Annotated in this window: 21 protein-coding genes and 2 pseudogenes; 11 read left to right on the plus strand and 12 right to left on the minus strand. The window is 74.6% G+C overall.

Translation table 11 applies throughout. The features are described 5' to 3' along the window. Window positions 1-53: 53 nt before the first annotated feature. The 4 genes from ACFC1F_RS04010 to ACFC1F_RS04025 form a co-directional block, all read right to left on the minus strand. Complete coding sequence (locus tag ACFC1F_RS04010; RefSeq protein WP_209417192.1) at window positions 54-461, minus strand: NUDIX domain-containing protein; 408 nt, start codon at window positions 459-461, stop codon at window positions 54-56. A 381-nt stretch (window positions 462-842) separates the two neighbouring features. Further along, entirely contained in the window at window positions 843-2,411 is a 1,569-nt protein-coding gene (locus ACFC1F_RS04015; protein WP_376155481.1) for a DUF4190 domain-containing protein, read from the minus strand. A 294-nt stretch (window positions 2,412-2,705) separates the two neighbouring features. Continuing rightward, window positions 2,706-3,524 (minus strand): methyltransferase domain-containing protein, encoded by an 819-nt coding sequence (locus tag ACFC1F_RS04020; RefSeq protein WP_376155483.1) that lies wholly within the window; start codon window positions 3,522-3,524, stop codon window positions 2,706-2,708. Between the two features lie 154 nt (window positions 3,525-3,678). Beyond that, window positions 3,679-5,061 (minus strand): hypothetical protein, encoded by a 1,383-nt coding sequence (locus tag ACFC1F_RS04025; protein WP_376155484.1) that lies wholly within the window; start codon window positions 5,059-5,061, stop codon window positions 3,679-3,681. 170 nt (window positions 5,062-5,231) lie between these two features. On the opposite strand from ACFC1F_RS04025, the pseudogene ACFC1F_RS04030 reads away from it, so the two are divergent. Both ACFC1F_RS04030 and ACFC1F_RS04035 read left to right on the plus strand, forming a co-directional pair. Beyond that, window positions 5,232-6,370 (plus strand): annotated as a pseudogene (locus tag ACFC1F_RS04030) (dihydrofolate reductase family protein). 131 nt (window positions 6,371-6,501) lie between these two features. Further along, entirely contained in the window at window positions 6,502-7,143 is a 642-nt protein-coding gene (locus tag ACFC1F_RS04035) for an HAD-IA family hydrolase (RefSeq protein WP_376155577.1), read from the plus strand. A gap of 117 nt (window positions 7,144-7,260) precedes the next feature. Here the strand turns inward: ACFC1F_RS04035 and ACFC1F_RS04040 are convergent. Next, window positions 7,261-8,172 (minus strand): annotated as a pseudogene (locus ACFC1F_RS04040) (IS5 family transposase). Between the two features lie 4 nt (window positions 8,173-8,176). Further along, window positions 8,177-9,544, minus strand: coding sequence for a M20 family metallopeptidase (locus ACFC1F_RS04045; protein WP_376155486.1), 1,368 nt, complete (start codon window positions 9,542-9,544; stop codon window positions 8,177-8,179). Window positions 9,545-9,960: 416 nt separating this feature from the next. On the opposite strand from ACFC1F_RS04045, the gene ACFC1F_RS04050 reads away from it, so the two are divergent. Further along, on the plus strand, window positions 9,961-11,127 hold the full coding sequence (locus ACFC1F_RS04050; RefSeq protein WP_376155488.1) for a serine hydrolase domain-containing protein: 1,167 nt from the start codon (window positions 9,961-9,963) through the stop codon (window positions 11,125-11,127). 120 nt (window positions 11,128-11,247) lie between these two features. Here the strand turns inward: ACFC1F_RS04050 and ACFC1F_RS04055 are convergent, their stop codons facing one another. Beyond that, complete coding sequence (locus tag ACFC1F_RS04055) at window positions 11,248-14,139, minus strand: SCO7613 C-terminal domain-containing membrane protein (RefSeq protein ID WP_376155490.1); 2,892 nt, start codon at window positions 14,137-14,139, stop codon at window positions 11,248-11,250. Between the two features lie 223 nt (window positions 14,140-14,362). Between ACFC1F_RS04055 and ACFC1F_RS04060 the strand changes: the two genes are divergently transcribed. Together ACFC1F_RS04060 and ACFC1F_RS04065 are read left to right on the plus strand one after the other, a co-directional pair. Next, entirely contained in the window at window positions 14,363-14,620 is a 258-nt protein-coding gene (locus tag ACFC1F_RS04060; RefSeq protein ID WP_376155492.1) for a type II toxin-antitoxin system Phd/YefM family antitoxin, read from the plus strand. After that, window positions 14,617-14,877, plus strand: a complete 261-nt coding sequence (locus ACFC1F_RS04065) for a Txe/YoeB family addiction module toxin (protein WP_376155494.1) — start codon at window positions 14,617-14,619, stop codon at window positions 14,875-14,877. The genes ACFC1F_RS04060 and ACFC1F_RS04065 overlap by 4 nt, the downstream gene beginning before the upstream one ends. 185 nt (window positions 14,878-15,062) lie before the next feature. Here ACFC1F_RS04065 and ychF read toward each other — a convergent pair whose 3' ends face one another. Further along, window positions 15,063-16,136 (minus strand): redox-regulated ATPase YchF, encoded by a 1,074-nt coding sequence (ychF, locus tag ACFC1F_RS04070; RefSeq protein WP_209417170.1) that lies wholly within the window; start codon window positions 16,134-16,136, stop codon window positions 15,063-15,065. A gap of 75 nt (window positions 16,137-16,211) precedes the next feature. Next, window positions 16,212-16,604, minus strand: coding sequence for a glyoxalase (locus tag ACFC1F_RS04075; protein ID WP_376155496.1), 393 nt, complete (start codon window positions 16,602-16,604; stop codon window positions 16,212-16,214). Window positions 16,605-16,869: 265 nt separating this feature from the next. Here ACFC1F_RS04075 and ACFC1F_RS04080 point away from each other — a divergent pair, with 265 nt between their 5' ends. Continuing rightward, a complete protein-coding gene (locus ACFC1F_RS04080; protein WP_376155498.1) occupies window positions 16,870-17,439 on the plus strand; it encodes a DUF6542 domain-containing protein in 570 nt (189 codons plus the stop codon). A gap of 55 nt (window positions 17,440-17,494) precedes the next feature. Here ACFC1F_RS04080 and ppgK read toward each other — a convergent pair whose 3' ends face one another. Together ppgK and ACFC1F_RS04090 are read right to left on the minus strand one after the other, a co-directional pair. Then, complete coding sequence (gene ppgK, locus ACFC1F_RS04085; RefSeq protein ID WP_209417172.1) at window positions 17,495-18,241, minus strand: polyphosphate--glucose phosphotransferase; 747 nt, start codon at window positions 18,239-18,241, stop codon at window positions 17,495-17,497. 158 nt (window positions 18,242-18,399) lie between these two features. Then, window positions 18,400-19,374, minus strand: coding sequence for a 4-hydroxy-3-methylbut-2-enyl diphosphate reductase (locus tag ACFC1F_RS04090; protein ID WP_148643097.1), 975 nt, complete (start codon window positions 19,372-19,374; stop codon window positions 18,400-18,402). Between the two features lie 87 nt (window positions 19,375-19,461). Here ACFC1F_RS04090 and ACFC1F_RS04095 point away from each other — a divergent pair, with 87 nt between their 5' ends. The 4 genes from ACFC1F_RS04095 to ACFC1F_RS04110 all read left to right on the plus strand — a co-directional run bounded on the left by ACFC1F_RS04095 (window position 19,462) and on the right by ACFC1F_RS04110 (window position 23,477). Next, the gene (locus ACFC1F_RS04095) at window positions 19,462-20,805 is read left to right on the plus strand and encodes an APC family permease (protein WP_376155500.1); all 1,344 of its coding nucleotides are present in this window, start codon (window positions 19,462-19,464) and stop codon (window positions 20,803-20,805) included. A 67-nt stretch (window positions 20,806-20,872) separates the two neighbouring features. After that, the gene (gene xseA / locus ACFC1F_RS04100; protein WP_376155502.1) at window positions 20,873-22,153 is read left to right on the plus strand and encodes an exodeoxyribonuclease VII large subunit; all 1,281 of its coding nucleotides are present in this window, start codon (window positions 20,873-20,875) and stop codon (window positions 22,151-22,153) included. A 301-nt stretch (window positions 22,154-22,454) separates the two neighbouring features. Further along, a complete protein-coding gene (locus ACFC1F_RS04105; RefSeq protein ID WP_148643100.1) occupies window positions 22,455-22,706 on the plus strand; it encodes an exodeoxyribonuclease VII small subunit in 252 nt (83 codons plus the stop codon). A 168-nt stretch (window positions 22,707-22,874) separates the two neighbouring features. Beyond that, the gene (locus tag ACFC1F_RS04110) at window positions 22,875-23,477 is read left to right on the plus strand and encodes a malonic semialdehyde reductase (protein WP_376155504.1); all 603 of its coding nucleotides are present in this window, start codon (window positions 22,875-22,877) and stop codon (window positions 23,475-23,477) included. Between the two features lie 70 nt (window positions 23,478-23,547). Here ACFC1F_RS04110 and ACFC1F_RS04115 read toward each other — a convergent pair whose 3' ends face one another. Then, entirely contained in the window at window positions 23,548-24,102 is a 555-nt protein-coding gene (locus ACFC1F_RS04115) for a DUF4245 domain-containing protein (protein WP_376155506.1), read from the minus strand. A gap of 197 nt (window positions 24,103-24,299) precedes the next feature. On the opposite strand from ACFC1F_RS04115, the gene glpX reads away from it, so the two are divergent. Then, window positions 24,300-25,340: a class II fructose-bisphosphatase gene (glpX, locus tag ACFC1F_RS04120; protein WP_148643103.1), complete on the plus strand. Its 1,041-nt coding sequence runs from the start codon at window positions 24,300-24,302 to the stop codon at window positions 25,338-25,340. Window positions 25,341-25,484: the final 144 nt, after the last annotated feature.

A 25,484-nucleotide genomic window follows, 5' to 3' on the forward strand; every position in this document is an offset into this window, starting at 1 on the left:
GGTGCGCGCCGGGGGGCGGTGCGACGGTCACGGGCCAGGGGGCGGTGCGACGCTCAGGGGGCGGTGTGCGCCGCGTCGAGCAGCCGGGCGACGTCCGGGAGGACGGCCCGGTCGTGGTCCAGCCAGTCGACGTCGTCCAGCTCCTGCGGGCCGAGCCAGCGCAGCTCGTCGTGGTCCTCCAGCGGCCGGGGGTCGCCCGAGAGCAGCTCGGCCCCCCAGATGTGCAGCTCCAGGCCCGGCCGGACCAGCCACGCTCCGGGCAGCCGCTCCACCGCCCGTGCCCGGACGCCCAGCTCCTCCAGCAGCTCCCGCTCCAGGGCCTGCTCCTCGGTCTCGCCGGGCTCGGCCTTGCCGCCCGGGAACTCCCAGCGCCCCGCCACCTCGGCCGGTGCACTACGACGGGCGGCCAGCACCCGGCCACGGTGGACGAGGGCGCCGCCGACGACGATCCGGTTCTCCATGGCCCCGACCTTAGAACCCCCGGGCGCCCCGCCCTCCACCCAGTACAGCTGCTTGTGGCCGCGCGCCTCGAACTCGGCGGCCAGCCGCTCGGCCCCGGCCCGCTCCAGCCCGCCGGCGACCAGGAAGCGGTTGCCGTTGTCGTCCTGCCGCATCACCCGAAAGGTGTCCATGCCTGCGAGCGTAGGGGGTGTCCGACGGGTGGCCGCGGGAACGCCCCCGGCCCGCGTGGGGGTCGGGCCGGGGGGCGGCGTCCACCGGACGCTACGCCCGGCCCGCTACCGGCAGGTACGGGCCCTGTTAACGGCCGGTAAGACGTGACCGCCGGCGCCGGCCCCGCACCGGGGCCGGCCGGGCCGGACAGGGCAGGCCCGGACGGGTGGTCAGGTCTGGATCTCGCCGACCTGCTCGCCAGTCGAGAGGCCGAGGCTGCGGCGGATCTCGACGGTCAGCCTGGCCGACTTGGTCACCAGCGTCTTCGCCCGCCGCACCTCGCGTTCGAGCGCGGTGTCGTCGGCCGACCTGGCCGCGGTGTCCCAGGCCGTGGCGGCCTCCCGCTGGGCGGCCACCAGCTCGGCCACCTTGGCCTTGGCGCCCTCCGGCCAGGGTGTCGACCCCTTGGAGAGGTCCTCGGCCTCCTTGCGGGAGGCGTCCGCCATCTGCCGGGCCCACGCCGAGTACGCGGAGTGCGACTCGGCGATCTCGGTCTGCGGCTCGTTCCAGTACGCGTTGTTGAAGGCCCGGGCGGCCTCCAGGTAGGCGAGCTGGGCCGGGTTCAGGACGGCGCGGTCGGTCCGGACGCTGCCGCGGTGCTGGGCGTCGCGGTCCTCGTAGGTGCAGGTGACGTAGCGCTCGCCGGACTTCCAGTTGGCGCGGCTCGGGTAGAGGTAGACCTCGTCCATGCCGTCCGGCACGGCCCAGTAGTCGAGGGCGTACTCGTCGAGCACCGGGCCGCAGAGCGTGGCGGCGCGGTCGCGGACGTGGGTCTCGCCCGGGTAGGCCGGGCCGTCGCTCTCCGGGATCCGGGCGGTGCCGGCCACCTCGCCGTGGTGCGGGAGCATGCACGGCACCTTCATCACCCAGAAGACCGTCTGGTCGACCTCCGAGGGGTCGGAGCCGGCCTGGTCCCCCGGCGGGTTGTAGCAGTCGCCGGACTTGAGCGAGGACCAGAGCACGGAGCCCGCCGGCGCCTTCGGGGTGCGGGCCGGCCGGTCGGCGGCGTCGTCGCGCGCCTCGACGCCGGCGACGAGTACGGCGATGACGCCGAACAGGACGGCGAGCGCCCCGAGCGAGCCGAAGACCAAGCCGGTCACGGCCATGCCGCGGCCGCGCTCGTTGCGCTTGTGGATCTGGACCAGCGCGACGATGCCGAAGGCGATGGCCAGCGGCCACGTGCAGAGCAGGCCGGTGACCAGCGAGGCGACGGCGAAGCCGTTGGTGGCCTCGGAGGCCGGCAGGTAGGGGTGTCCGGGCTGGAAACCGGACATCGAGCCGGGCGGGACGGCGGCCCAGCCCGTACCGGTGGGCGGAGGACCGACGGGCGGCCCGAAGGCCGGGGGCACCGGGGCGCCGGCGGGCGCACCGGTCGCGGTGGGGCCGGGGACGGCCCACGGGTCGACGGGCTCGGCGGGCGGGACGGGCGGGGTGTCCGGGACCGGCGGGGCGTCCGCCGCGGGCGCGTCCCCGGCCGGGGCGGCGTCCGGGGCCGGGGCGGCGTCCGGTGCCGGGGCGGCGTCCGGTGCCGGGGCGGCGTCCGGTGCCGGGGCGGCGTCCGGTGCGGGCAGGGCCGGGACCGGCGGCTCGGTGTCCGTTGCGGCCGGCTTGGTCAGCTCCACGCGGCCGGCCGGAGCGGCCTCCGGTGCAGGGGCGTCCGGTGCGGGGGCGTCCGGTGCGGGGGCGTCCGGTGCGGGGGCGTCCGGTGCGGGGGCGTCCGCGGCCGGGACCCCCGTCACCGGAACGTCCGTCACCGGGCCACCGGCCGCGGGAACCTCCGTCACGGGAACGTCCGACGCGGGAACGTCCGACGCGGGAACGTCCGACGCGGGAACGTCCGGCGCGGGAACGGGCGCGTCGGGCTCGGGCTTGGACACGTGGACTCCCCCGCCCGCCGGTCACGGGCATCAGCTCTGCGGTTCGACTCGAACGTTCCGCAGGCGGAGCACACTGCTGCGATGGGAACGGACGCGCGACTTTACCCGATCTTGCCGAACACCCTCCCGTTCTTTTCCCTGCCCGCCGGCCCCTGCCTACCCGCGCGCCAGCACCTCCCCGTGCAGCATCGCGAACCAGCCGTCCTCCGCCTTCGCCCACTCCCGCCAGCCGCCCGCGATCCGCTCCAGCTCCGCCCGGTCCGCCAGCCCCTCCGCCACCGCCGTCCCGGCCGTGCTGGAGGCCACCGTCCGGTCGGCCCACATGCCGCCCCACCACTCCCGGCGCTCGGGCGTCGCGAACGTCCAAGTGCTGGACGAGGCGGTGACCTCGGCGAAGCCCGCTTCCCCGGCCCAGGACATCAGCCGCCGCCCGGCGTCCGGCTCGCCGCCGTTGGCACGGGCGATCCGGCGGTACAGGTCCAGCCAGCGGTCCAGTTCGGGCACCTCCGGGTACCAGGTCATGCTCGCGTAGTCGACGTCCCGGGCCGCGACCACGCCATCCGGCGCCGTCACCCGGCGCATCTCCCGCAGCGCGGCCACCGGATCGCCCACGTGCTGCAGTACCTGGTGGGCGTGGACCACGTCGAACTCCCCGTCCGCGTAGGGCAGTCCGTGCACGTCGGCGACCTCGAAGACCACGTTGGACAGGCCCCGCCCCGCGGCGTGACGGGCCGCCGCCTCCAGCACCTCGGCCGAGGTGTCCACGGCCACCACCCGCCCGGTGGGGCCGACCAGTTCGGCCAGGTCGGCGGTGATGGTGCCGGGGCCGCAGCCGACGTCCAGCACGGCCTGTCCGGGTCGCAGGTGGGGCACCAGGTAGGCGGCCGAGTCGGCGGCGGTGCGGGAGCGGTGCGAGCGCAGCACCGACTCCTGGTGGCCGTGCGTGTAGGCGGTGGCGGGCTGCGGTCCGGTCATGGCGTCCCCCTGAGGCGGTCTCGGTTCTCCGACGCCTCCGACGCTACTCCTCGTCCCGCATGGCGAGAAGATTCGTCTCATATTTCGATCACTCCGGAATGCGCGGAAGCCCCCGACCGGCCTGCGGTCGGGGGCTTCCGTGGCTCTCCTGCGCCTAGTTGACGGTGAACCAGGTGGTGCGGGACTTCTTCCACTCCGGGTGAGTGAGGTCCTTGGCCGCGGTCCCGTCGCCGTACAGGTCGGCCGAGCCGTCGTCGGTGATCAGCTGCACCCGGGCGCCGGGGGCGGTGAGGTCCGGGACGTCCGGCACGGCCTCCCACCCGCCGGCGTCGCTGGTCGGCAGGTCCAGCACCTTGACCGGCTGCGAACCGGGCCGCCCGTCCCAGCGGTAGAGCGCGTAGGGGTCGGAGTTGTCGTCCGCCGCCCAGGAGCCGGCCACGATCAGGTACTGGCCGAGCGCGTTGCGGCGCAGGTCGCGGACGGAGAGCCCGCCGAGGTCCAGCTCGATCGGGGCGCCGAACGCGGCGTGCGCCGAACCGCCCGGCAGCGACGAGAAGTTGGTGACCGGCACGATCAGCGCCCGGCCGCCGGTGACCGCCGGGGCGAGCGGCGCGCGGAAGCCCACGTACGCGGTGGTGGAGCTGCCCGGCGCGAACTCCAGGCCCTCGACGTTGAACCCGTCGATCTGCTTGGGCACCTGGCCGTCCGCCGCGCCGGCCGCGAAGCCGTAGCGGTTGCCGTTGGCACGGTCCCAGGCGATCAGGTCGTCGCGCAGGCCGGTGTACCTGCCCGCGAGCGCCAGCTGCGTGTCCGCGCCCGAGCCGCTGACGGTGGTGGCGAAGACGGTGTGCCGGTCGGGCTTGACCACGCCGTCCTTGTTGTTCCCCAGCGAGCCGGTCCAGTAGATCGTGTTGCCGACCCGGGTGGCGCCCTCGATGTCGATCTCCTTGGAGACGCCGAGTGCCGAGCTGAAGTCCCAGGTGCGCACCGGCGCGCCGGAGGCGTTGCGGTCGTAGAGCCGCAGCACGTTGGACTCGTCGTCGGCCACCACGATGTAGCCGCCGCCCGCGTCCACCGCCGCCGAGGCGTCGCTGGAGCCGGTCAGGTAGCGGCTGTCGGCCGCGTGCTGCACGGCGGCCGAGGCCGCGTAGTGCAGCGTCTTCGTCGCGGTCCTGCCGCCGAGACCGGTGACCTTGACGGTGAGGTCGGTGTAGCCGACGCCCTGGGCGGCCACCGCGAGGGTGCGGGTGCCCGCGGTGCCCGTGACGGTGACGTCGCCGGTCCGGGCGACCGAGCTGCGGGTGGTCGCCGAGGCGGCCACCGTCAGCGCGGAGGCCGCCGCGCCGCTCTGCGAGACGGTGACGGTGACGGTCGGGTCACCGGTGGCGCCGACCGCGCCGGAGAGGTACCCGGCCGAGAGGGTGATCACGGGGGTTCCGTACGTCACGGCGGCGGCGGAGCCGGCGGGCAGTGCGAGGACCGGCAGTGCGGCGACGGCGACGGCCAGCGGCAGCAGACCGCGGGAGAGACGGGACACGGGGACGACCCTTCGACGTGGGGGCGGTGCGAGGTCCGAACCAGGGTGGAGCCCCCCGGCGAACGCCGCCCCTCCGGGACCGGGCCACCGGACGAACAGCAGCCCTCGCGCGTCCGGCGCACACGGCCGGGCCGTACGGTGGACGGGCACCCGAGAGAACGGTTCCCACCATGCCCGGCCGCCGCCCCTTCGTCCTGTTGAGTGCCGCGATGTCACTCGACGGGCACCTCGACGACGCCTCCCCCGAGCGGCTGCTGCTCTCCAACCCGGCCGACTTCGACCGGGTGGACGAGGAGCGTGCTGCCAGCGACGCGATCCTGGTGGGCGGCAATACGCTGCGCGCGGACAACCCCCGGCTGCTGGTCAACGACCCCGCCCGGCGGGCCGCCCGGCTCGCCGCCGGCCGGCCCGAGTACCCGCTGAAGGTCACGCTCAGCGCGAGCGGCGCCCTCGACCGGTCGCTGCGCTTCTGGCACACCGGCGGCGAACGGCTGGCCTACTCGACGGACGCGGGCGCCGCCGTGCTGCGGCCCGCCCTGGACGGGCTGGCCGAGGTGGTGGCACTGGGCACGGCGGTCGGGTTGGAGGCGGTGCTGGACGACCTCGGCGCCCGCGGGGTGCGCCGGCTGATGGTCGAGGGCGGCGGCAGCGTGCACACCCAGTTCCTCGCCCTGGGGCTGGCCGACGAACTCCAGCTGGTCGTCGCCCCGCTGCTGGTCGGTCAGGCGGACGCGCCGCGCTTCGTCCACCCGGCGGCCTTCCCCGGCGGTCCGGCCCGCCGGATGCGACTGCTGGAGGCACGTACGGTGGGCGACGTCGTCCTGCTCAGGTACGCCCCGAAGGAGCCCGCCCCGTGACCACCGACCCGTCCGACCTCCGCTTCCTGCGGCGGGCCGTCGAGCTCTCCCGCCGCTGCCCGCCGTCCACGACCGCGTTCTCGGTCGGCGCGGTGATCGTCGGCGCGGACGGCGAGGTGCTCGCCGAGGGCTGGAGCCGGGAGAGCGACCCGCACGACCACGCCGAGGAGGCGGCCCTGGCCAAGCTCCCGGCCGGCGACCCCCGGCTGCGCGGCGCGACCGTCTACAGCTCGCTGGAGCCCTGCGGCCAGCGCGCCTCGCGGCCGCACCCCTGCGCCCGGCTGCTGGTCGCCGCGGGCGTCCCGCGCGTGGTGGTCGCCTGGAGCGAGCCGGCCACCTTCGTCGCCGAGACCCAGGGGACGGCGCTGCTGGAGGCGGCCGGGGTCGAGGTGGTGGAGCTGCCGGAGCTGGCCGAGGAGGCCCGCGCGGTCAACGCCCACCTGCTGGGCTGATCTTTTGTATCCTGGCTGAACAATCGACTCGCACTCTCTGGGCCCCGCCCGCGAGGAGCCGCCCCATGCCCACCGCCACCCCCGCGCTCGCCACCGCCTCCGGCCCCGGCCCCGCCACCCCCGGCCTGCCGATGGCCACCCGCGCCCTCCTGCTGGACATGGACGGCACCCTGGTCAACTCCGACGCCGTCGTCGAACGCTGCTGGCGCCGCTGGGCCCGGGAGCACGGCCTCGACCCGATCGAGGTGCTCCGCATCGCCCACGGCCGCCAGGGCCACACCACCATGGCCGTCCTGCTTCCCGGGCGCCCGGCCGACGTCAACCTCGCCGAGAACCGCCGCATGCTCGCCGAGGAGCGGGCCGACACCGAGGGCGTCGTACCCGTCCCCGGCGCCGCCGCGTTCCTCGCCGCGCTGGCCGGCCTCCCGCACGCCCTGGTCACCTCCGCCGACGAGCCGCTCGCCGAGGTCCGGATGGCCGCCGCCGGCCTCCCGCTCCCGCCGGTCCTGATCACCGCCGAATCGGTCGGCGCGGGCAAGCCCGACCCCGAGGGCTTCCTGAAGGGCGCGGCCGCCCTCGGCCTCTCCCCCGCCGACTGCCTCGCCTTCGAGGACTCCGAGGCCGGCATCGCCGCCGCCAAGGCCGCCGGCATCCCCGTCGTCGGCATCGGCCCCCGCGCCGCCGCCCACCACCCGACCGCACACGCCGCCACCCTGGAGGGCGTGACCGTCACGGCCGCCGGCGACGGCACCCTGACCGTCCACATCGCCTGACGCCCACCCGCGGGGCCGGCACCCGGGCGCCGGCCCTGCGGAGCCCGGGTGCCGTCTTCAAGCGCCCGGCATGCGGGAGTTCAAGCGCCCGGCCGACGGGAGCCCGGGGACGGGCCCCTAAGGCGTGTCTGACAAATGATCATCTGCCTGGTTCGCGGAGCCAGAGGATCAGTGAGGCCAGGACGACTCCGGCGCGGTAGCGGTCGGCGAGTTTGTCGAAGCGCGTGGCGATCGCGCGGAACTGCTTGAGGCGGGCGAAGCACCGTTCGACCACGTTGCGGTCGCGGTAGAGGACCCGGTCGAAGGTGTGCGGCCGGCCGCCGAGGGCTCCGCGCCGTCGGCGGTTGTCCACCTGGTCGCGGCGCTCGGGGATCGTGACGGCGATGCCCCGGCGCCGCAGCAGGTGGCGGATCGCCCGACTCGAGTAGGCCTTGTCGCCCAGCACGCGCTCCGGTCTCGTGCGCGGGCGGCCCGTGCCGGCGCGCGGGACACGGATCCCGTCGAGGACCCGGCCGAACGCGGTGGCGTCGTTGATGTTGCCCGGTGTGAGCACGATCGACAGCGGCAGTCCGCGGCCGTCGACGGCGAGGTGGACTTTGGTGGTCAGCCCTCCTCGGGACCGGCCGAGGGCCTGGCGCGTCTGCGAGCGGCCCGGATCTTCCAGTTCGTCCCCGTCTGCGGCCCCTTTTTGCGGGCGCCGGCGGCGTGCTGGTGGGCTCGGTTAACCGTGGAGTCGACGGCGACGGTCCACTCCACCCGGCCCACCGCGTCGTCGCGGACCTGGACGTGCTCCAGCAGCTTCGCCCACGTGCCGTCCGCCTCCCAGCGGGCGAAACGCTCGTAGACGGTCTGCCACGGCCCGTACCGCTCCGGGAGATCGCGCCACGGCGCCCCGGTCCGCAGCCGCCACAGCACACCGTTGACCACCTGCCGGTGATCACGCCACGGACGGCCACGCCCGTCCACCTGCGGCAACAAGGGCGCTATCCGCTCCCACGCCGCATCCGTCAACTCGCCTCGACCTGCCACAAGATCAATTATCAGACACGCCGTAGCGACGGGTGCGGGTGGCGAGCCAGCCGGCCATCGCCCGGACGCCGACGCCGATGGCCCGCTCGTCCGGGGCGAACGTCTCGTAGTGCGGGTAGCTCGTCTCGATCCCGCTGCCCGGCGTGCGGACCCCGAGGAAGGTGTAGGTCCCCGGGATGCGCTCCATGAACAGCGCGTAGTCCTCCCCGTTGAACGGGAAGGCGGCGTGGTTCACCGTCACCCCGCCGGAGCCGAGCGTCCGGCGCAGGTGCCGGGCCAGGGCGTTGGCGTCGTCCTCGGGGCAGACCAGGGCCGGGAACGGATCCCGCGGATACGTGACCACCGCCCCCGGGTACGACTGCGCCAGCTGGCGGATCCTCTCCCGGATCTCGACGTTGCGCTCCTGCGGCCAGCAGCGGAACTTCACGTCGAGCCTGACCCGACCCTCGGCATCCGGGTCGTTGACCCTACCCCCGGTCACCACGAACCGGGCCAGCGGCCCGTCCGGCGTCTGCACGTCCGCGACCATCTTCTCCAGGTCCGCGGGCCCCTGCGGCAGGGCGACCGTGCTGAGCCGGCCGATCTCGGCCTTCAGCCGGCCCGCCGCCGCGGTCGCGTCCGGCCCGGCCAGCGTGACGGCGGCCCAGTCCTGGCCCGGCAGCCCGCTGCCCGGCGTCACGGCGAACTGCCCCACCGGGTACGGCCCGCAGTGCAGGGCGTGGATCTCCTCCGCGCCGGTGGTCTCCAGCACCCCGTCGTCGATCATCGCCCGGGCGCCCACCAGGCCTTCCTCGCCCGGCTGGAAGAAGAACACGACCGTGCCGCTCAACCGGTGCCGCAGCTGCGCCAGCGTCTGGGCGACGCCGACGCCCACCGTGGTGTGGAGGTCGTGCCCGCAGGCGTGCGCCGGCGGCTGGTTCGGCGCCGGAGGACCCGGCACCTTGGGCACGATCCCGTCACCGGGCACCGCGTCCATGTCGGCCCGGTACGCCACCGTCCGCCCGGGGCGCGAGCCCCTCAGGACCGCGACCACCCCGGTGCCGGGCACCTCCTTGCCGTCCTTCACCGTGCGGCCCACCCCGGTGGTCACGTCGAGGCCCGCGGCGCGCAGCCGCGCGGCCACCGCGGCCGCGGTGTACGTCTCCTTCCCCGTCGTCTCCGGGTGCTGGTGGAGGTCGCGCCGCAGCGCGATCAGGTCGCCGTCGAGCCGGGCTGCGACGGCGTCGACCGCGGCCTGGTCGATCGGGTTGCGCCGACGCTCCGAGTCCGCCGCGGCAGCGGTGCCGGACGCCAGGACGGCGCCGACCCCGGCCGCCGCGGTGCCGCCCAGGAGTGTGCGGCGGCTCAGGGCAGGCCTGTTCGGACGAGTCATGAAATTCCCCCTGTGATCGCGCGGAGTACGCGCCCGCGCATCGCTGCGACGGGCGGCGGAGATACGGAGGCCGCCGGCCGGGGTGACGACGCCGGCGTGGTCACGGCCGTGCGTCCGCCCCCGAGTCGATGATCGGCAGCCAGCGACATGGTCACACGGATTGATCAACTCGCCTACGGCGCAGGAGAAGTAAGAGACGACATTCCGATTTCCACCCGTCACCGGGGCGGCCGGCGGCCGGCGACATCCGCGCCCCGGCCACCCGCTCCGGCCTGGACCATCAGGGCCACCCCTGACGGAACCATGACCCCGTATCAGGGGGAAACCAGGCCCGCGGCTCCTCCTTCCATGATCCTCGGGCGGCCCCCGGTGCCCTACGTTGGTGCCGTACCGACAACGACCACGGGGGGTCCCAGATGAACCGCAAGTCCGCGGCACTCGCGGCGCTCATAGCCGCCGCCGTCCTCGTCCCCGCCGCCGCACCGGCCGTCGCCGCGCCGCTCGGCGGCTCCGCCGTCGCGCAGGGCCGCCCCGCCGATCGGGCCGCCGACCGGGCCGCGCTCCAGCAGGCGCTCGACGCGGCGGTGGCCGGCGGGGCTCCCGGCGCGATCGCCGAGATCCGGGACGAGCGCGGCACCTGGCAGGGCGTCAGCGGATACGCCGACCTGGCCGGCCGGCAGCGCCCGCAGGCCTCGGACAGGTTCCGCGCCGGCAGCGTGACCAAGAGCTTCACCTCCACCGTGGTGCTCCAGCTGGTGGCCGAGGGCCGGATCGGGCTGGACGACCCGATCGAGCGCCACCTTCCCGGCCTGCTGCCGAACGGCGACCACATCACCGTCCGCCGGCTGCTCAACCACACCGCCGGGCTCACCGACTTCATCGAGCTGCTGCTGGCCGATCCCGGCGCCGTGCAGGCCGCCCAGCACACCACCTACACCCCGGAGCAGCTGATCGGCCTGGCCGTGCAGCACGGCCCGAAGTTCGCGCCGGGCACCTCCTGGGGCTACTCCAACACCAACTACTTCGTCCTCGGCCTGCTGGTCGAGCACACCACCGGCCGCTCCCTGAGCCAGGAGATCACCCGGCGGATCCTGCACCCGCTGCACCTGAGAAACACGTCGCTGCCCGGCTCCGACCGGCTCCCCGGCCCGCAGCTGCACGGCTACGAGTGGCTCGCCGGACCGGGCGCCGCGCCGGTCGACCTCACCGCCTTCAACCCCTCCGTCTACTGGGCGGCCGGCGGGATCGTCTCCACCACCTCCGACCTGAACCGGTTCTACCGGGCCCTGTTCGGCGGCGAGCTGCTGCCGCCGGAGCAGCTGCGCGCGATGCAGGAGATGCAGCAGACCGACCGGGACGACCACCGCACCTACGGGCTCGGCCTGGAGGCCCGCCCCGCCTGCGCGGACGGCAGCCGCGTGGTCGGCCACACCGGCAGCGTCGCCGGCTACACGACCTTCAGCTTCACCTCGAAGGACGGACGCCGGCAGCTCACCCTGGCCGTCAACGCCAGCGTCACCCTTCCCGCGGCGGCCGGCGACGCGATGACCCGCCTCGTCACCACCGCCCTCTGCGACCGCTGAGCCGACCGCACCCTCCGCACCGCACCCTCCGCACGAGGCCGGCGGGCCGGCGGGCCGGGACGGCAGCACCTGCTCCGTCCCGGCCCGTCCGCCGTTCGTCCCGTGGGCGGGGAGTCCCCGTCAGCCCAGCCGGCCGAGCGCCGCCCGCAGGCGGCGGGCGTCCCGCAGCCGCTGCTCGTACGTCGCCCCCAGGGCGAGCAGCAGGAGTCCGACGGCGGCCAGCGGCACCCAGCGCGGCACCAGGCCGAGCACCTGGACGACCGTGGGCGCCAACTCGTGCACGCCGACGAGCAGCAGCACCGCACCGCCCAGCAGCAGCGGGCCCTGCAACCGGTGCCTGACCCCCAGCACGGTCACCAGGGCGGCCGCGCCGCCCAGCAGCAGCGGACGCAGCCAGTGCCCGTCGGCCCAGACCGCGACCAGGCTGGGCGCCAGCCCGAGCACCAGCCCCGGACCGTACGCCGCCCAGGAGTTGGCACCGGCATCACGCCGGCGCCGGAGCACGCCGAGCACCAGGGCCGCCGACGCCACCGTCAGGCTGTAGGCCTCGGGCGTCCGCACGTCCCAGAGCGCCAGCCGCAGCCAGGAGGCGGCGATCAGCAGGACGACCGCCGTGACGGTGGCCGCCCGGCGGCGGTCGGCGCGCAGCGCGACCCCGAGCCCGGCCACCCCGGCCACGGTCAGCACGAGGGCGAGCCGCTCGGGGTGGCCGGCCGTCAGCGTGCAGGCGACGGCCGCCAGGAGGTAGCCGGTGCCCTCGACCGCCCGGGAGACCTGTCGCGGTGAGATCCGGGCCGCGACCGGGGCCGAGCCGACGGCGACCGCGAGCAGGGCGAGCACGATGTCGGGGAGCGCGAGCCCCGCCGTCGCCCCGGCGGCCACCGCCTCCCCGCCCAGCGCCAGCACGGCGCAGACCGCCGTGACGTCGGCCCGCAGCCCGCCTGCCGTGGTGGCGCGCGCCGCCCCCGCCGCCGGGTTGCGGGCCGTGATCCATGCCGAGATGCGGGCCGAGATCCTGGTCGATGCCAGGGTCACCGTCAGGGCCGTGGCGAGGACGGCGCCCAGGGCGAGCACGAGGATCGTGGCCGGGCGGTCGGCGAGCGCCCAGAGCAGGGCGAGGGCGGCGGCCACCACCAGCGCGGCCGGTCCGGCCGGCCTGGCCGGGCGGAGCACCGCACACCCGGCGGCGGCGACGGCCAGCGCGGCAGCGGTGCCGGCCGCCGCGCCGTACGGCAGCCCGAACGCCACCGGCAGCAGGGCCAGCCCGGGGACTGCGGCCACCGCGAGGACCGGGTCCGTCCAGGCCGGCGGCCCCTCCGGCCGGGCCGTGGCCCCGGGCGCCCCGGGCCGCTCGGACTTCGCGGGCTGCACGGGGAGCTCAGGCTTGGCGGACTGCTCAGGGTGCTCAGGGTGCTCGGACTGCACGGACTGCACGGACTGCTCGGGCCTCACGGGCCGGAGGACCTCGGCGTCGAGCGCCCGGAGGGCTGCGAGGGTCCCGATCAGCAGCCAGTAGCCGGTCAGCCCGGCCGCCGGGACCTTCCAGGCCCAGGCGGGTGCGGCCGGGGCCGGGGCTGTCCAGGCGGCGGCGAGGTGCGCGAGCGGCTCGAAGAGGGCGGGCACCAGCCGGGTGAGCGGCAGGAACGACCCGGCCAGCAGGACCAGCCCCGCCGCCCGGAACAGTCCGGTCGGGACGACGCCCGGGGTGCCCGCTCCCGGCCCACCGGACGGACGCGCGCCCCGCGGGGAGAGCGCCGCGCCCGCGCCGACGGCGAGCAGCGCGGCCGGCACCATGTAGCCGACCGCACACCAGTCGGCCGGCAGGAGCGCGCCGAGCGGTCCCCCCGCGGCCGCCAGGACGGCCGCCCCGGCCACAGCGGCCGCCAGCCCCCGGGCGCCGACGGTCAGCCCGGGAATCCCGGGCCCCGGGTACGGCCGCGCCACGGCCAGCGCCACCAGCGCGAGTACGCCGAGCGGAAGCCAGGCCCAGACCGGCGCCATCGTCCCGCCGTCCACGGCGGCCGCCGTCCGGCGCACCACGGCCACCAGCGACGCCTCCACGGCGAGCGCGCCGCCCGCCAGGCCCCACAACGCGGCGATCGCGCCGGCCGGCGGCAGCAGCCCGTCGAGACGGAGCCGGCCGCGCAGCCCGTCGCGGGCGGACGCCCAGCGGAGCACCCCGTAGTCCGCGGCCGTCGTGGCGGCCAGCGCGGTGGCGTTGCCGAGGAGACCGCCCAGCCCGACCGCGTGGACGGCGAGCAGTGCGGGCAGCCGGCCGAGCAGGAAGCCCGCCACCAGCGGCGCCCGCATCCGCGTCGCACCGCCGTACACCGCCGAACCGGCGGCGACCAGGGCGGTGCACGCCGCCCAGTAGCCGGGCGCCCCGACGGCGCCCGCGCCGGCCAGGCCCCCGGCGCGCATGGCGTAGCAGTCCAGCAGCACCAGGACGAGTCCGATGGTGGCGCAGGTCTCCGCGGTGGCCGCGAGTCCCCTGCGGCGCAGCGGGAGCGGCGCGGCGAGGGCGCATCCGGTCAGCGCGAACAGGACGGCGGCACGGCCGCCGATCCCCAGGTGGCCCCAGCTGACGACGGTGAACACCAGCGCGGCGACCACCACGAGGGCACCGCCGAGCACCAGCAGCGCGGTCTGCGCGGACCGCCCGGAGACCTCGGCCTGCCGCCCGCCCTGCGGGCCGGCCCACACCGACCCGGCCCCCGGCACGGGCGCCGGGTCCGGGGCGTACCTGAGCGCGCGGAGTGCGACGAGCAGTTCCTCCCGCTGGGCCAGCAACTGCCCCCGACGCTCCTCGACCGCCGCCAGGCCCTGCTCGACCCGCCAGAGCCGCGCCGCGACGTCACCGCGCAGCGGCAGCCGGCACGAGAGGCACCGCGCAGGCGGCCGCTCGCCGAGCTCGGCCCCGCAGTCGGGGCAGCGGGACGCCCCGCCGGGCTCCCAAGGGCGTGACGGCCCGTCACCGGGCGGTGCGGGGCGGTCCGAAGGCTGGCTCTCCATGTCACGGAGTCTGCCGAGCGGCACCCGCCGCGCACATGAGTACGCGTACTCATCTGCCCCGCCGCCCGGCCCGGGGGACACTCCGGGCCGGGGCCCGCACGGAAAAGAGGCCGGGGCGGCGCAGCGGAAGGGGCGGGTCCTGGAGGGCGCAGCGGCGCCGGCACCCTTGTCGCCACTGAAGCCCGGACGTACAATTTCCTGTACCTATCGGAGGAGCCGCGCCATGAAGACGATGACCTACTCGGAGTCCCGCGCACGCTACGCCGAGGTACTGAACGCGGTGACGGACGACCGCGAGGAGATCGTGATCACTCGCGCCGGGCACGAACCGGTGGTCATAGTCTCGCTGGAGGACTACCAGTCCCTCAAGGAGACCGCCTACCTGCTGCGCAGCCCTGCGAACGCCCGCCGCCTCCTGGCCTCCATCGAGGAGCTGGAGAACGGCGGAGGGGTCGTACGGGATCTGGCGGACCCGGAGTGAAGATCACCTTCGCCTCCCGGGCCTGGGAGGACTACCTGTGGTGGCAGGTCCAGGACCGCAAGATCCTCAAACGGATCAACACGCTCGTTGCCGACGTCGCGCGCAACGGCAACGAGGGAATCGGCAAACCGGAACCGCTCAAGCACGGGTTCCAGGGGTACTGGTCACGTCGGATCAATGACGAGCACCGCTTGATCTACAAGGTCACCGACGATTCGATCCTGATCGCCCAGTGCCGCTACCACTACGAGAGCTGAGCCGGCGACGCGAGTCGTCGACCACGACGAGGACGGGAGGCGCCCCAGGCCGATGCCCGGGGCGCCTCCCGTTTGCCACCCCAGGACGGTGCGCCGCTACGGCCGCCGCGGCGTTCCGCCCGCGCGGACCGGAAACGACGCCAGGCCCGCTTGCGCGAAGGCCGGGCGAAGTCCCCGACGGTCCATCACACGTTGAAGCGGAACTCCACCACGTCGCCGTCCTGCATGACGTACTCCTTGCCCTCGATGCGGGCCTTGCCCTTCGAGCGGGCCTCGGCGATGGAGCCGGTCTCGACCAGGTCGGCGAAGGAGATGACCTCGGCCTTGATGAAGCCCTTCTGGAAGTCGGTGTGGATCACACCGGCCGCCTCGGGGGCGGTGGCGCCCTTCTTGATGGTCCAGGCGCGGGTTTCCTTCGGACCGGCCGTGAGGTAGGTCTGCAGGCCGAGGGTGTTGAAGCCGACGCGGGCGAGGGTGGCGAGGCCGGGCTCGTCCTGGCCCATCGACTGGAGCAGCTCCAGGGCCTCGGCGTCGTCCAGCTCGATCAGCTCGGACTCGATCTTGGCGTTGAGGAAGATCGCCTCGGCCGGGGCGACCAGCTCGCGCTGGGCGTTCTTGAAGTCCTCGTCGCCCAGCTCGTCCTCGTCCACGTTGAAGACGTAGAGGAAGGGCTTGGCGGTCAGCAGGTGCAGCTCGCGGATCGGGGCGGTGTCGAAGCCGGCCTCGAAGAGGGTCTTGCCGGTCTCCAGGACCGCCTGGGCGGCCTCGGCGGCGGCCAGGACGGGGGCGGTGTCCTTCTTCAGGCGCGCCTCCTTCTGGAGCCGGGGCAGCACCTTCTCGATGGTCTGGAGGTCGGCCAGGATCAGCTCGGTGTGGATGGTCTCGATGTCGTCCTTGGGCGACACCTTGCCGTCCACGTGCACCACGTCCGGGTCGGTGAAGGCGCGCACGACCTGGCAGATCGCGTCCGACTCGCGGATGTTGGCGAGGAACTTGTTGCCTAGGCCCTCGCCCTCGCTGGCGCCGCGCACGATGCCCGCGATGTCGACGAAGTCGACGGTGGCCGGGAGGATGCGCTGCGAGCCGAAGATCTCGGCCAGCTTGGCCAGCCGCTCGTCCGGGACGCCGACGACGCCGACGTTCGGCTCGATGGTGGCGAACGGGTAGTTGGCCGCCAGCACGTCGTTCTTGGTCAGGGCGTTGAACAGGGTCGACTTGCCGACGTTCGGCAGGCCGACGATTCCGATCGTGAGCGACATGAAGCGCAGTCCCGTGGGCTTGGAGGAGTTGGGTCGGCACCGTGCGGGCCGATCGCCCAGTCTACGGGCAGCCGGTCAGACGTCGGCGTCCGCCGGTAGCGGCTCCAGGAACTCCAGGCGGTTGCCGAGGCCGTCACTGGAGTGGAAGCGGCGGTGGCCGGGCAGGTTGTCGTCCCAGACGACCTCGTGACCACGGGCGGCCAGCCGCTCGGCGAGCGCGTCCAGCGCCTGCACCTGGATGCCCGGGTGCCCCTTGCGGGAGGGCCGGAACTCCGGCACCACGCCCAGGTGCACCTCGACCCCGCCGCCGCGGAACCAGCAGCCGCCGCGGGCGGCCAGCACCGGGGGCTTGGCCAGCTCCGTCATGCCGAGCACGCCGTGCCAGAACGCGCGGCAGTCGTCCTCCGCGCCGGCCGGGATGTCGAGCTGGACGTGGTGCAGCCGTTCGAAGGCGAATTCCCTGGTCACGCGTCCCCCTGAAGTGGTCGGGCAATGATCACACCAGTACTCCGTTCGAAGACACGGATCAAGGCCCGGGGGGCCATTACACAGTGTGGCGATGATCGGACCGTACGTTGGGCGGGTGGAGCAGAGCATCCGAACCCAGCCGCCAGGGCCCAGACGCCGTCCGCCGAACGGCGCGGCCGGGGCCGCCGTCCCCGGGCCCGGGCGGGCCCCCGAGACCACCGGGGCGGCCGGAGACCCCGCGGCCCCCGCCTCCCGGCTACGCCCCGTGGCCGGCACGCCCGACCGCGCCCGCCCCGGCGGGGCCCGGTCCCGGCTGCGCCTGTCGTTCGGTCCGCACCCCGGCGACCGGACCGGGGAACGGGCGGGCGGGCGCACCGACGGACAGGGGGCCGAACGCACCGGCGCCCGCGGTGACGGCCGCCCGAACGGCCGCCTCTACGGGCGCCGGCGCACCGGACGGCCGACCCGGCTGACCGCGGTCGGCACCGGCGTGGCCGCCCTGGTCGCCACCGTCGCGGTGGCCGGCCTGGACCGGCTGGTCTTCGGCGGGCTCGGGGTGCTGTTCGGCATCGGCTACCTGGTGGTCTGCTTCCAGCTGGCCGTCCGGGTCCGCTTCGCCGACCTGCTGGCCGCGCCGATCAGCGGGCCGATCGCCTTCGCCGTCTCGCTGCTGATGCTCGGCCCGATCGCCTCCTCGGGGGTGACCGCGCACGTGGTGGCGTTGGCGACGGGCCTGGCCCTGCGGGCGGGCTGGCTGTTCTCCGGCACCGGTCTGGCGGCCGTGATCGTCCTCGCCCGGTTCGTGGCCCAGCGCCGGATCCACCGGGCCCGCTGACGGGGGCGCCCGACCGCCACCCCCGTCAGCACGACCGGCCGGGCGGTGCGAAGGGTCAGGCGCAGGCGCGCGCCGCCGCCATGGCCGCCCCGACGATCCCCGCGTCGTTGCGCAGCTCCGCGGGGACGACCCTGGCCCCGCGCTCGCGCAGCAGCGGCATGAACTTCTCGTGCTTGCGGCTCACCCCTCCGCCGATCACGATCAGCTGCGGCGAGAACAGCATCTCCACCAGGTCGAGGTACTCGTCGACCCGGCCCGCCCACTGCTCCCAGTTCAGCCCGTGCCGCTCCTTGGCCGCCGAGGAGGCGCGCCGCTCGGCGTCCTTGCCGCGCAGTTCCAGGTGGCCCAGTTCGGTGTTGGGCACCAGCACGCCGTCCACGAAGAGGGCGCTGCCGATCCCGGTGCCGAAGGTGAGGACCAGCACCACGCCCGCCTGGTCGCGCCCGGCGCCGTGGGTGAGCTCGGCGTAGCCGGCCGCGTCGGCGTCGTTGAGGACGGTGGCCGGCAGGTCGAGCGCCTCGCGGAACAGGCCGGCGGCGTCCAGGCCGATCCAGCCCTTGTCGACGTTGGCCGCCGTTCTGGTCTGCCCGTTCACCACCACACCGGGGAAGGTCAGCCCGACCGGGCCCCGGTGGCCGAACTGCCTGACCACCTCCCGGACCGCGGCGACCACGGCCTCCGGTGCGGACGGCCGCGGGGTGAGGACCTTGTGCCGCTCCTGGGCGAGCACGCCCCGGCCGAGGTCGACGGGGGCGCCCTTGATGCCCGAACCGCCGATGTCCACACCGAATACCGCCGTCATGACGACCGCCCTCCGCCGCAACCCGAAGCCGTTCGCGCACGGGCCGGGGTTTTCCACAGCCTGTGCACACCTGGGCACAAAACTACGAGAGCCCACCCGGCCGCGCACAGCGGAGAGCCCGGCACCCACAGGGCGCCGGGCTCTCCGGAGGGTCGGGTCTACAGCTTGCCGGCGGCCTCGGACCGCAGGTCGCGGCGGAGCTCCTTGGGCAGCGAGAAGGTCAGGTGTTCCTCGGCGGTCTTGACGGTCGACACGTCGCCGTAGCCGCGGGCGGCCAGCCAGTCCAGGACGCCCTCGACCAGGATCTCCGGCACCGAGGCGCCGCTGGTGAGGCCGACCGTGGTGACGCCCTCCAGCCAGGACTCCTGGATCTCCTCGGCGAAGTCCACCAGGTGGGCGGCCTTGGCGCCGTACTCCAGGCCGACCTCGACCAGGCGGACGGAGTTGGAGGAGTTCTTCGAGCCGACCACGATCAGCAGGTCCGTCTCGGGCGCCATCTGCTTGACGGCGACCTGGCGGTTCTGGGTGGCGTAGCAGATGTCGTCGCTGGGCGGGCTGACCAGCAGCGGGAAGCGCTTCTTCAGCTCGCCGACGGTGGCCATGGTCTCGTCCACCGAGAGCGTGGTCTGGGAGAGCCAGACGACCTTGGACTCGTCGCGGACCTCCACGTTGGCGACGTCCTCGGCGCCGTCCACCAGGTGGATCCGGTCCGGGGCCTCGCCCATGGTGCCGACGACCTCCTCGTGGCCCTCGTGGCCCACCAGCAGGATGTCGAAGCCCTCGTCGGCGAAGCGGACGGCCTCCTTGTGCACCTTGGTGACCAGCGGGCAGGTGGCGTCGATGGTGGCGAGCTTGCCGGCCTTGGCCTCGTCGTGGACGGACGGCGCGACTCCGTGCGCGGAGAACACCACGATCGAACCCTCCGGCACCTCCTCCGTCTCGTCGACGAAGATCGCGCCCTGCTTCTCCAGGGTCTGCACCACGTACTTGTTGTGGACGATCTGCTTGCGGACGTAGATCGGCGCCCCGTACTGCTCCAGGGCCTTCTCCACGGCGATCACGGCGCGGTCGACGCCCGCGCAGTAGCCCCGGGGGGCGGCGAGCAGGACACGGCGCTGCGCGGTGTTGGACATGGCTCCATCGTACGGGCGGAGGCGAGCCGCGCCGACGGGCGCCGCGTTCGGACCGGAAACGGCCGCCGATGCTCAAATGTGGAGGTTATGAGCGAGCGAGTCGAAGCCGGCGGCCTGCGGCGCAGCCTGGGTGTCCGCGACCTGATGGTGTACGGGCTGCTGTTCATCGCCCCGATGGCACCGGTCGGCGTGTTCGGCGTGCTGGACGTCAAGAGCCACGGCGCGGTGGCCGCGGTCTACCTGGTGGCGACCGTCGCGATGGGCTTCACCGCCTTCTCGTACGCCCAGATGGTGCGGGCGGTGCCGCAGACCGGCTCGGTGTTCGCGTACGCGCGGGCCGGCCTGGGCGAGGCGCCCGGGTTCATCGCCGGCTGGATGGTGATGCTCGACTACCTGCTGATCCCGGCGGTGGCGTACCTGTTCTCCGGCATCGCGCTGCACTCGCTGGTGCCGGACGTGTCCCGCTGGGTGTGGACGGCGCTGGCCGTCGTGGTGACCACCGCGCTCAACCTGGCCGGGGTGCGGACGGCGGCGGTGGCCGGCCTCGCCGTGCTGGCGATGGAGGTCGCGGTGCTCGCGGTGTTCCTGGTGGCGGCCACGGTGGTGCTGGTCCGGGACGGCGCGCAGCGCGGCTGGGACACGCCGCTCACCGCGGTCGGCGGCTTCTCGCTGACCGCGGTGGTCTCCGCGGTCTCGGTGGCGGTGCTCTCCTACCTGGGCTTCGACGCGATCGCGACCTTCGTGGAGGAGGCGGTCGGCGCCTCGGCGGCGGTGGCCCGGGCCCTGCTCTGGTGCCTGGTGCTGGCCGGCGTCCTGTTCGTGGCGCAGACCTACCTGGCGGCGCTGCTGGAGCCGGTCACCCCGCAGCAACTGGCCGCCGACCCGGCCGCCCAGGGCTCGGCCTTCTACGACACGGTGGAGAGCGGTGTCGGGCACTGGCTGCACGTCCTGGTCGCCACGAGCAAGGCGGTCGGCGCGGCGTTCGCGGCCCTGGCCGGGCAGGCGGCGGCCGGGCGGCTGGTCTACGCGATGGGCCGGGACGGGCGGCTGCCGCGGGCCCTCGGCACGGTGGACCCGGCCACCGCGGTGCCGCGCCGGGCGCTGCTGGTGGCGGCGGTGATCACGATGGGGGCGGCGGTCTGGGCGGCCAACCGGGACGACGGCCTGGACCAGCTGACCTCGGTGGTGAACGTCGGCGCGCTGACCGGCTTCGCCCTGCTGCAGGCCTCGGTCATCGGCTGGTACGCGGTGAAGCACGGCTCGCGGGACTGGCTGCGGCACGTGGTGGTGCCGGTGCTGGGCATCGCGGTGATCGGGGCGGTGGTCTACGAGGCCTCCCGGACGGCGCAGATCACGGGCGCCGTCTGGCTGGGCGTGGGGCTGCTCGTCCTCGTCGTGCAGGGCACCTCCGCCGTGGGAATCCGCCGGTAGGGCGACGGCGCCGGGGAGCGCGGCCGCGGGTCTGGCGGTGTCGGCGCGCGCCGCTAGCCTCGTACGCATGGCCAACACCAGCTCCCCCGAAGCCCCGCTCCCGGTCGGCAAGGTCTCCGCCCTGATCGGCGGCTGGATCGACCGGCTCGGCGCGGTCTGGGTGGAGGGGCAGATCACCCAGCTGAGCCGGCGTCCGGGCGCGGGCGTGGTGTTCCTGACGCTGCGCGACCCGCAGGCCGACGTCTCGCTGACGGTCACGTGCTTCCGCTCGGTCTTCGACCAGGTCGCGGACGTGGTGCAGGAGGGCTCGCGGGTCGTCGTGCACGCCAAGCCGGAGTGGTACGCGGCACGCGGCCAGCTCTCGCTGCGGGCGGCGGAGATCCGGCTGGTCGGGCTGGGCGAGCTGCTGGCCCGGCTGGAGCAGCTGAAGCGGCGGCTCGCCGGGGAGGGCCTGTTCGCGGCCGACCGGAAGCGGCCGCTGCCGTTCCTGCCGCAGTGCGTCGGGCTGGTCACCGGGCGCGGCTCGGCGGCCGAGCGGGACGTCCTGGAGAACGCCCGGCGGCGCTGGCCCGCCGTCCGCTTCGAGGTGCGCAACGTGCCCGTGCAGGGCGTCAGCGCGGTCGAGCGGGTGAGCGCGGCGGTGCGGGAGCTGGACGAGCACCCCGAGGTCGACGTGATCATCGTGGCCCGCGGCGGCGGCAGCGTCGAGGACCTGCTGCCGTTCTCGGACGAGGGGCTGGTGCGGCTGGTCGCGGCGGCCCGGACGCCGGTGGTCAGCGCGATCGGCCACGAGCCCGACCAGCCGCTGCTGGACTTCGTCGCCGACCTGCGCGCCTCCACCCCGACCGACGCCGCCAAACGGGTGGTCCCGGACGTCGGCGAGGAGCTGGCCAAGGTCCGGAACCTGCGGGACCGGGCCCGGCGGCACGTCCTCGGCCGGGTCGACCGGGAGCAGCACGGGCTGGACGGCGTCCGCAGCCGCCCGGCGCTCGCCGTGCCGCACCGGATGCTGGACGGGCGCGGCCAGGAGGTGGCGGCCCTGCTGGAGCGGGCCCGGCGCACCCTCGGGCACCGGCTGGACCACGCGCAGAGCGACCTCGGGCACACGCTGGCCCGGGTGGTCGCGCTCTCCCCGTCGGCCACCCTGGAGCGCGGCTACGCGGTGCTCCAGCGGGCCGACGGCACCGTGGTGACCGACCCGGCACAGGTGGCGGCCGGCGACGCGCTGCACGCCCGGGTGGCGGGCGGCGGCTTCGGCGTGACGGTGGCCGGGGCTCAGGACCCGGCGGGGGCTCAGGACCCGGCGGGGGCTCAGGACCCGGCGGGGGCTCAGGACCCGGACCGGTAGGAGCTCCGGCACGCGGTGCGAGCGCCGGCGGCCGAGCTTCCCGCCGCCCTTGCCGGGGTGCGGGGCGGATCCGCCCGGCGGGCGGCCGGCTGTTGGTGCCAGCCCCTACGCTGGCTCCCGTGGCTCCTCCACCCCGTGGACGGGGCGGCCTCCCACCCGGCTCCGGAGAGCCTCGTGACGGCCGGGCCCTGACCCGCGGCCCGAGGGCGGGGTCACGGCCTGACGCGCCGTTCCACGGCCCTCGGGGGCGAACGATGCTTTTCCTCGCGACCTGAAGGCGCGGCCCACCGTAAGGAGAGAAATGGCAGATCAGCAGGAGGAACAGGCCGTTCCCGCAACGCCGGACGACGCGCTGGGGTACGAGCACGCCCGGGACGCGCTGCTGGAGGTGGTCCGGCAGCTGGAGAACGGCGGCACGTCGCTGGAGGAGTCGCTGGCGCTCTGGGAGCGCGGTGAGCAGCTGGCGAAGGTCTGCCAGCGCTGGCTGGACGGCGCCCGGGCCCGGCTGGACGCCGCGCTGGCGGCCGAGGAGGACGGGCCCGCCGGCGAGTAGAGCGGGCCGACGGGCGCCGGACGGGCGGGTCGGGCGCCGGACAAGTGATGCACATCACATTTCCGTAGGGAACAGTTGAATGTTCACACATGTTGGGAACCTGTGATCGGCCCCGGCCGGTCGCCCAGACGAACCCCGTCCCGAATGACGCATGAGGTGCAGACAAGCATGACCACCGACGCCCTGGTACTCGACGCCGCCGCTCAGGACCTGCTCTTCCGCGAGGCCCGCACCGCCAACACCTTCACCGACGAGCCGGTCTCCGACGAGCAGATCCAGGCCATCTACAACCTGGTCAAGTTCGGCCCGACCGCCTTCAACCAGCAGCCGCTGCGCGTCGTCCTGGTCCGCTCCGCCGAGGGCCGCGAGCGCCTCGTGCAGCACATGGCGGACGGCAACAAGGCCAAGACCGCCGCCGCCCCGCTGGTCGCCATCCTGGCCGTGGACAACGAGTTCCACGAGGAGCTGCCGACCCAGCTGCCGCACTTCCCGCAGGCCAAGGACATGTTCTTCACCGAGCGCCCGGTCCGCGAGGCCTCCGCGTCGATGAACGGCGCCCTCCAGGCCGGCTACTTCATCATCGGCGTGCGCGCCGCCGGCCTGGCCGCCGGCCCGATGACCGGCTACGACGCCGCCGCCATCAACAAGGAGTTCTTCGGCGACGGCGAGCACTCGGTGCTGGCCGTGGTCAACATCGGCAAGGCGGGCGAGGACGCCTGGTTCCCGCGTTCGCCGCGCCTGGCCTACGACGAGGTCGTCACCACCGTCTGATGCGGTGACGCGTACAGAAGGGCCCCGCACCGGTTCCGTCCGGTGCGGGGCCCTTCTCGTACGTCCGGGGCTACTTGAGGGCCTGCGCCAGCTCGGCCAGCTCCTCGTAGGAGGCGGTGCCGGTGAGCACCGTGGTGGCGCCGCCGGTCTGGATCGTGAGGGCGCGCTCCTTGGGGCCCTGGAGGCGCTCCCAGGACTGCCCGGCCACCTCGGAGGTGCCGTCCGGCTTGCCGCCGGCCACCGTCGCGTCGAGCAGGATGTCGCGGGCGACGTCGCTCTGCTCGATCGCCGCGTACTGGCCGGCCGGGGTCACGAAGCCCAGGTGCCAGGCGTTGCCCTTGCCCTTGCCCAGCGACGCCGGGTCGTAGGTCACCGAGGTGGCCCGCCACTTGTCGGAGAGGCCCTCCGGGACGAGCAGGGTGTACGGCGCGGCGCGCTTCGCCGAGGCCGCGGCCACCCGGTACTCCTTCGTGTGGACCCCGTCACCGCTCGCGTCGTGCGGCAGGAACAGGTACCCGATCCAGACCACGGCGCCGACCGCCAGCATCGACAGGACCATGTCCCGTACCGTCTGCCGGCCCCTCATGCCTCTGCTCTCTCCAGCCACCCCCACATGGTGACTCATCCGGTCCCGGCCACCGACACCCGGGGTGGCCACGTACGGGTGAACGGGGGCAAAGCCGATGTTTCCGACAGGGGGCGGCGACCCGCGCCACAGACAGTCATCTCGTGGGCAGATACGATCGCAGGACCCTCACCACGGCGTTCGACCTGGCAGTAGTCGGGCGCTCACTGGCCGTCGCGTACAGAGAGGTAACGACGATGACCACGCAGTACCCGCACAACCTCCCCAGCGCCCTGGAGGTCGCGCCCGAGGCTCCCGACCGGAACCTCGCGCTCGAACTCGTCCGGGTCACCGAGGCCGCCGCCATGGCGGCCGGCCGCTGGGTCGGCCGTGGCGACAAGAACGGCGCCGACGGCGCCGCCGTCAAGGCCATGCGCACGCTCGTCTCCACCGTCTCCATGAACGGTGTCGTCGTCATCGGCGAGGGCGAGAAGGACGAAGCCCCGATGCTCTACAACGGCGAGCGGGTCGGCGACGGCACGGGCGCCGAGTGCGACGTCGCGGTGGACCCGGTCGACGGGACCACCCTGACCGCCAAGGGCATGAACAACGCCGTCGCGGTGCTCGCCGTGGCCGACCGCGGCACCATGTTCGACCCCAGCGCGGTCTTCTACATGGACAAGCTCGTCGCCGGCCCGGAGGCCGCCGAGTTCGTCGACATCACCGCCCCGGCCGCCGTGAACATCCGTCGCGTCGCCAAGGCCAAGGGCAGCGCCGTGGAGGACGTCACCGTCGTCATCCTGGACCGCCCGCGCCACGAGGGCCTGGTCAAGGAGATCCGCGAGGCCGGCGCCCGGATCAAGTTCATCTCCGACGGCGACGTCGCCGGCGCCATCATGGCCGCCCGCGAGGGCACCGGCGTCGACCTGCTGATGGGCGTCGGCGGCACCCCCGAGGGCATCATCGCCGCCTGCGCGATGAAGTGCATGGGCGGCGTCATCCAGGGCCGCCTCTGGCCCAAGGACGAGGCCGAGCGCCAGAAGGCCCTCGACGCCGGCCACGACCTGGACCGCGTCCTCACCACCGACGACCTGGTCAGCGGCGAGAACGTGTTCTTCGTCGCCACCGGCATCACCGACGGCGAGCTGCTGCGCGGCGTCCACTACCGCCAGGAGACCGCCACCACCAGCTCGCTGGTCATGCGCTCCAAGAGCGGCACCATCCGGGAGATCCACTCCACCCACAAGCTGTCCAAGCTGCGGGCCTACAGCGCGATCGACTTCGACCGCGCCAACTGACCCCGGACGCACCCGCGACGGCCACGCCCGCGGGCGCGGGGCAAACCCCCCAGCGCGCGGCCCGGGGGGGGGGGGGCGGCGGGGGGGTGGGCGCGCCGGGGGGGGTGGTCGCCCGGGGTGGTGGGGGGGGGGTCGTGCCAGGGC

Source organism: Kitasatospora sp. NPDC056181, assembly GCF_042266225.1.
GTDB lineage: Bacteria > Actinomycetota > Actinomycetes > Streptomycetales > Streptomycetaceae > Kitasatospora.